The 6345-nt window shown below is 65.1% G+C and carries 8 protein-coding genes; 4 read left to right on the top strand and 4 right to left on the bottom strand.

Annotated elements, in window-relative coordinates; all coding sequences use genetic code 11:
• The 4 genes from AAGI46_14790 to AAGI46_14775 all read right to left on the bottom strand — a co-directional run.
• Positions 1 to 328: DUF5009 domain-containing protein (locus tag AAGI46_14790; GenBank protein MEM1013474.1), on the bottom strand; the 328-nt coding region annotated here is incomplete at its 3' end.
• Positions 329 to 358: 30 nt separating this feature from the next.
• Positions 359 to 1990, bottom strand: coding sequence for a glucose-6-phosphate isomerase (pgi, locus tag AAGI46_14785; GenBank protein ID MEM1013473.1), 1632 nt, complete (start codon positions 1988 to 1990; stop codon positions 359 to 361).
• Positions 1991 to 2011: 21 nt separating this feature from the next.
• Positions 2012 to 2548 carry a DUF456 family protein gene (locus AAGI46_14780; GenBank protein ID MEM1013472.1) on the bottom strand — a complete coding sequence of 179 codons (537 nt, stop codon included), beginning with the start codon at positions 2546 to 2548 and terminating at the stop codon, positions 2012 to 2014.
• 120 nt (positions 2549 to 2668) lie between these two features.
• On the bottom strand, positions 2669 to 3082 hold the full coding sequence (locus AAGI46_14775) for a hypothetical protein (protein MEM1013471.1): 414 nt from the start codon (positions 3080 to 3082) through the stop codon (positions 2669 to 2671).
• A gap of 87 nt (positions 3083 to 3169) precedes the next feature.
• Here AAGI46_14775 and ilvC point away from each other — a divergent pair, with 87 nt between their 5' ends.
• From ilvC to AAGI46_14755, 4 genes are all read left to right on the top strand, one after another.
• Complete coding sequence (ilvC, locus tag AAGI46_14770; GenBank protein MEM1013470.1) at positions 3170 to 4177, top strand: ketol-acid reductoisomerase; 1008 nt, start codon at positions 3170 to 3172, stop codon at positions 4175 to 4177.
• A gap of 5 nt (positions 4178 to 4182) precedes the next feature.
• The gene (locus AAGI46_14765; GenBank protein MEM1013469.1) at positions 4183 to 4437 is read left to right on the top strand and encodes a hypothetical protein; all 255 of its coding nucleotides are present in this window, start codon (positions 4183 to 4185) and stop codon (positions 4435 to 4437) included.
• A 33-nt stretch (positions 4438 to 4470) separates the two neighbouring features.
• Positions 4471 to 5583, top strand: a complete 1113-nt coding sequence (locus AAGI46_14760) for a succinylglutamate desuccinylase/aspartoacylase family protein (protein ID MEM1013468.1) — start codon at positions 4471 to 4473, stop codon at positions 5581 to 5583.
• A 153-nt stretch (positions 5584 to 5736) separates the two neighbouring features.
• Positions 5737 to 6345: anthranilate synthase component I (locus AAGI46_14755; GenBank protein MEM1013467.1), on the top strand; the 609-nt coding region annotated here is incomplete at its 3' end.

Raw genomic sequence — 6345 nt, 5'->3', positions numbered from 1 at the left:
GTGCGATGAGCAGTGTCCGCCACCATTTGCGGTCACGACCTCGGCCGAACTTCATCGACAATGGCACGCTCGCCCCGGCCGCGAAGAGGAAGAGCGGAGAAACGATGTCCGCCGCCGTCACGCCTTGAGCCGGATCGTTCCACGGGATGTGGAACCACTGCCGGTGGACGGCGTCGAGCGTCGGGTTGGTGAACAGGTCCGGGTGGAACGTGTGGTTCACCCACACCATCAGGGCGATCGTCCCGCCGCGTAGGGTGTCGAGCGAAAGAAGCCGCGTCGCGCTGCCGGCTGTTGTGTTGAGTGCCGCACTGTTGATCGAAGACGCCACGCCGCAGCATCGCCGATGTGGCGAAAATGCTCAACCTCGACGCGACTTGAATGCGTTGATAAGCCGGTTCGTGCTCGCGTCGTGACTGCCGACTTCGCCCGTGCCTTCGAGTTCCGGCAGGATCGCCTTGGCGAGCTGCTTGCCGAGCTCGACGCCCCACTGGTCGTAGCTGTTGACGTCCCAGATGACGCCCTGGACGAAGATCTTGTGCTCGTAAAGCGCTACGAGCTGGCCCAGGACGTGCGGCGTCAGGCGATCGAACAGGATGCTGGTGGTGGGGCGGTTGCCCGGGAAGGTCTTGTGGGCGACGAGCGCGTCGGTCGCCTTCTCGCCCAGTTCCTCGCGCACCTCCTCGGCGGTCTTTCCGCGCATGAGGGCCTCGGGCTGGGCAAAGAAGTTGGCGAGCAGCTTGGCGTGGTGGTCGCCGACGGGGTTGTGGCTGTAGACCGGCGCGATGAAATCGCACGGCACGGGCTTCGTGCCCTGGTGGATGAGCTGATAGAAGCTGTGCTGCCCGTTCGTGCCGGGCTCGCCCCAGAGGATCGGACCCGTGGTGTACCCCTCGACCGGCTCGCCGTCGCGGCGGGTGCGTTTGCCGTTGGACTCCATGTCCGCCTGCTGGAGGTAGGCGGGAAAGCGACGCAGGTACTGGTCATACGGCAGGACGGCCGTCGTGTCGAAGCCGAAGAAGTTGTTGTACCAGACGCCCAGCACGCCCAGGATCACCGGCAGGTTGTCGGCCAGCGTCGTCTCCTTGAAATGCCGGTCCATCGCATGGCCGCCGGCGAGGAAGTCCTCGAACAGGTCCATGCCGATGTAAATCGCGATCGGCAGACCGATGGCGGACCACATCGAATAGCGGCCGCCGACCCAGTCGTCGAACTCGAACATGTTGTCCGTGTCGATGCCGAATGACGCGACGCCGTCGGCGTTCGTGCTGACGGCGACGAAGTGCTTGCTCACGTCGCCTTGGCCGCCCGCGTTCGTGACGAACCACTGCTTGGCGGTGTCGGCGTTGGTGAGCGTTTCCTGGGTGGTGAACGTCTTGCTGGCGACGACGAAGAGGCATGTCTCGACGTCGAGCTTCGCCAGCGTCTCGGCGATGTCGGTCCCGTCGACGTTGGAGACGAAGTGCATCCGCAGGTCGCTCTTGCCGTAAGGCCGAAGGGCTTCGCACGCCATCGCCGGGCCCAGGTCGCTGCCGCCGATGCCGATGTTGACGACGTCGCGGACGGGCTTGCCGGTGAAGCCCTTCCACTCGCCGGACCGCACGGCCTCGGTGAACTTGCGCATCTTCGCCAGCGTCTTGTTCACGCTCGGCATGACGTCTTGGCCATCGACCTCGATCGGCTCGTCCGACCGGTTGCGGAGCGCGACGTGCAGGACGGCACGGTGTTCGGTGACGTTGATCTTTTCGCCGGCGAACATCTTGTCGCGCATCTGCTCAACGCCCGCCTCCGTGGCGAGCTTCAGGAGCAGGTCGAGCGTTTCGTCGGTGATGCGGTGCTTCGAGAAGTCGACGAGCAGGCCCAGCGTGTCGCGGCTGAACCGCTCAGCCCGGCCTGGGTCGTCGCGAAACAGATCCCGCATGTGGAGCGGCTCGACCGCCTTGTAGTGGTCGGCAAGCTGCTTCCAGCTGTCCAGCGTCGTCGGCTCGGGCATGCGGGCAGCGTACGCGATGCCTTACGACCATGCCGTGATCAGGCTCACGACGAGCATCACGACCCCGATTGCTGATTTGAGCAAGACGCCCCACAAACGGCCCCAGAACGCGCCCCGGCCGACGCGTTCGATTCGGCGGTAAAACGCCATCCGATCTTCGACGGTGCTCTGTGCCTTGCTCGCCTCCAACAGCGCAGCCCCGGCAAAGCTGCCGACACAGGCGCCGAGAATCGCGTTGAGCACCGGGACGAACGGGATGAACACGACAGCCAACAGCCCGCCGACAACGCCGCCGATGACGGCTCCGATGGCGCTCCTGAACGACCCACCCGCCGCCTTGCTCCCCGCCGCCCCAGCGACGAACTCCAGCCCTTCTGCGACTCCCGCCAAAATCAGCAGAGCGATCGCACTCTCCCACCCGGCGAGGTCGGTGCGGTCCAGCCACGCGTACAGGCCGTGCGCCCCGACCATCAGCCACAGCCCCGGCAGGCCGATCAGGTTCAACCCAAGCCCGGTCAGGTTGAGCGCGACGAGCGAGAGGTAGAGGAGCCAGTCCATTGTCGCAGAAAGCTTGAAGGCGGAAGCTTGAAGCTTGAAGGGAATCAGACAGATCAGCTGAGCGACAATGCAACACCTTCAAGCTTCAAGCTTCCTCCTTCAAGCTTTCCGGCCTCCGCGTCACTTCTCCCCGTACTCCACCTTCGTGTTCCCGTACGCGTCTTCCGTCGTCGTCTCTGCGTGCTTGCCTTCGGTCTTGATCCGGCCCAGGACGCGGCCGTGCTGGTCGATGTAGAGGCGACCGTTTTTGTTGGATGCGACGCCGCCGATGGTGCCACTCACGATCACCTTCGAGCCGCGGAAGAGCTGCAGGTTGCCCGCGACGTGTCCGTAGAGGTGACAGCGTCCGCCGAAGTCGACGAGGAGGTCGCCGCCGACGTTGCCTCGGACGTAGCACTTGCCGCCTTCGACGATGCGCAGGTCGCCCGAGACGGAGCCCCAGAGGGTGAACTTGTCGTCGACGGTCATGTCGCCGATGTGCCGGCCGCGCTCTTCCCGCATGCCGCCGCCGGACTTGGCCTTGTCGTCGCTCATGCTCGGAACATACGCGACAGGCCCGATGCGACAACACGGCACTTCGCGTGCTACCGTGCCCGTCCAGCCATGTCCGACAGCTCCACGATGAAGATGCTCTATGCCGACGACGCGCCGATGACCCCGCTCGACGGGAAGACGGTGGCAATCCTCGGCTTCGGCTCGCAAGGCCACGCCCACGCTCAGAACCTGCGCGAATCCGGCGTCAATGTCATCGTCGCCAACCGCCCCGAGTCCGCCAATGGCCGACTCGCCAAGGAGAAGGGCTTTGACCCGATGCCCGTCGCCGACGCTGTCAAACAGGCGGATCTCATCATCGTGGCACTGCCTGACGAAGTGCAGCCGGCCGTCTACGAGAAGGACATCCAGCCGAACCTGTCGGCCGGCAAGGTGCTGGGGTTCACGCACGGCTTCAACGTCCATTTCAAGACGATTGAAGTGCCTAGCGACGTCGACGTCGTCATGGTCGCCCCCAAGGGCCCGGGCCACCTCGTCCGCAGCCAGTTCGAGCAGGGCGGCGGCGTGCCGTGCCTATTCGCTGTCCACCAGGACGCGACCGGCAATGCCCGCGGCATCGCCCTCGCCTGGGCCAACGGCGTCGGCGGCGGCCGCAGCGGCATCTTCGAGACGTCGTTCAAGGACGAGTGCGAGACCGACCTCTTCGGCGAACAGGCCGTGCTGTGCGGTGGCCTGGCCGCCCTCATCAAGGCCGGTTACGAGACGCTCACCGAAGCCGGCTACCCGCCGGAGATGGCCTACTTCGAGTGTGTCCACGAGGTGAAGCTAATCACCGACCTGATTTTCCAGGGCGGCCTGGATTACATGCGGTACAGCGTCAGCAATACCGCCGAGTACGGCGACCTCACCCGCGGCCCCCGCGTCGTCGACGAGTCCGCCAAGGCCCGCATGAAGGAAATCCTCACCGAGATCCAGTCCGGTCAGTTCGCCAAGGAGTGGCGTGCCGAATACGAGGCCGGCATGCCCGAGTTCAAGCGGCTCTACGAGAAGGACCTCGAGTCGAGCGTCGAGCAAACCGGCAAGCGCGTCCGCAAGATGATGCCCTGGCTCGGCGCCAAGGAACCGCCGAAGGATTGAGGGCCATGATTCTCAAGGAGCCGAGCACGGTCGACGATCGCCAGCGAGTCAGACGTGTTGTCACGTGGCTCTTCATCGCGTTCGGAGGCCTCGCTCTGCTTCTCGGCCGCGACGACGAGTACAACGGTCTTCCAGCGGAGTGGCTCCGTTACGTGTTCATTCTCGTCGGGTTGCTCGCCCTCGTCGGCGTTAACGTCTGGTGGGGCGGGCCTCTCGACCTGCGACGCTACCAATCGGACGGCGACGACATTGCGACCTGACTTGCGTGGTGCTCTGTCCGGCTAGCGTGCGGGATGCCGGACCTGAGCATCGCTGGCCATGACATCAGCGTCGGCGAGACCGTCGACCTCCGACTGCCGGTCACGCAGACGTTCACAGGAGACTCGCTCGGCATGCCCGTGCGGGTGATCCGTGGTGAGGAGGAGGGTAAAACGCTCTTCGTCACTGCGGCTGTGCATGGCGACGAGATCAACGGCACGGGCATCATCCACGACCTGATGTACGCGCGTCGGCCGACGATTCGGCGGGGGACGCTCATCCTCGTGCCGGTGGTGGACGTCTTCGGGTTCGAGACACAGAGCCGTTACATGCCGGACCGCCGCGACCTCAACCGCTGCTTCCCGGGCGGGGCGACGGGGTCGTTGTCGAGCCGCGTGGCCAGCCTCCTGTTTGAAGAGATCGTCACCAAGTGCGACTTCGGCCTCGACCTCCATTCGGCGGCGACGGGGCGAACGAACTTTCCCAACGTCCGTGCCGACCTGTCGAACCCGGGCTGCCGGGAGCTGGCGGAGGCGTTCGGGTGCGAGCTGATGGTCGACGGCACCGGGCCCGAGGGCTCGCTGCGACGGTCGGCGGTTGAGGCGGGCGTGCCAACGGTGATTCTGGAAGCCGGCGAGGTCAGCAAGATCGAGCCGACGGTGCTGGAGATTGGGGTTCGCGGCGTGCTCAACACGTTGGCCGTGCTCGGCATGACCGACGACGAGCCGACTTCGCCGCCTTACCTTGCTCACGTCGGCCGGACGACATGGGTCCGTGCCGAGCAGGGCGGGCTGCTGCGGTTCCACGTCACGCCCGGCGAGCTGGTCGAGAAGGACCAGCCGATCAGCACCAATCTGTCGGTGTTTGGCGAGAGCCAGAACACGCTCGTCTCGCCTGCCGACGGCATCGTGCTGGGCATGACGACGCTTCCGATCGTCAAGCCGGGCGAGCCAGTTTGTCACATCGCGGTGCCCGACGAGCCGCTCGAGCGTGTTCGCGAGGCACTTGCCGAAGCCTCGAAGAAGAGCCTCGACCACCAGGTCCGACGAGACCTCGCAACCAACGTGACCGTCAGCGGTCACGAAGATCTTGAAGCTGCAGCTACCGAACTTTCCGACAGTTCGAACGAGCTTCAACTGAACAACTGAAGCCGAGGGGTGAGCGAAGCGATCCCCCGGAACGTTGAGCGTGATCCATCAAGGTGTCGATCCGGGTGATCGCTTCGCTCAAACCACGGCTTCGGGGGACGCGTTGCGAGGACGGATCGACGCATCTGCCTTCGGGTGTACGGTCGACGGAGCATGCCTCGGTACTTTCCGGATCGCGAGACCTTTCATGCCATCGCACGCCGCGATGCGCGAAGGCCGCTGCGCGTGCCGGTCTACAGGCAGCTGTTGGCTGACAAGATCTCGCCTGTCCGCGGCTACCTCGCGCTGACGCAAGGCGACTCCGTCGACAATGCGTTCCTGCTCGAAAGCGTCGTCGGCGGCGAGCGAATCGGCCGCTACAGCTTCATTGGGGCGAACCCTGTCGAGACGTTCACGTCGGACGGTTCAGGCGATCCGCTCGCGTCGCTCCGGTCACTGCTTGGCGACGTCGCCTACGCGGCCGATGCGGATTTGCCGAGTCTCACCGGCGGCATCGTCGGCTACGCGGGGTACGACCTCGTCCGCTATCACGAGCCGCCCCACAAGCTCGGCGGCCCGTCCGGCGGACCGGCGGACGATCGTCATCTGCCCGACGTCCACTTCGGGCTCTACGACCGCCTGATCGCCTTCGACAACGTCGACAAGACGGCGAAAATCATCGCCCACTCAACGATTACGAACGACGTCAACGCCGCGTACGACGAAGCCTGCCGCGCAGTCGACGATCTGTTCGACGAGGTCGACCGGTTCGCCGTCGGACGG

The sequence above is a fragment of the Planctomycetota bacterium genome (assembly GCA_038746835.1).
GTDB lineage: Bacteria > Planctomycetota > Phycisphaerae > Tepidisphaerales > Tepidisphaeraceae > JBCDKH01.
This window is presented reverse-complemented; position numbering and strand designations above follow the sequence as displayed.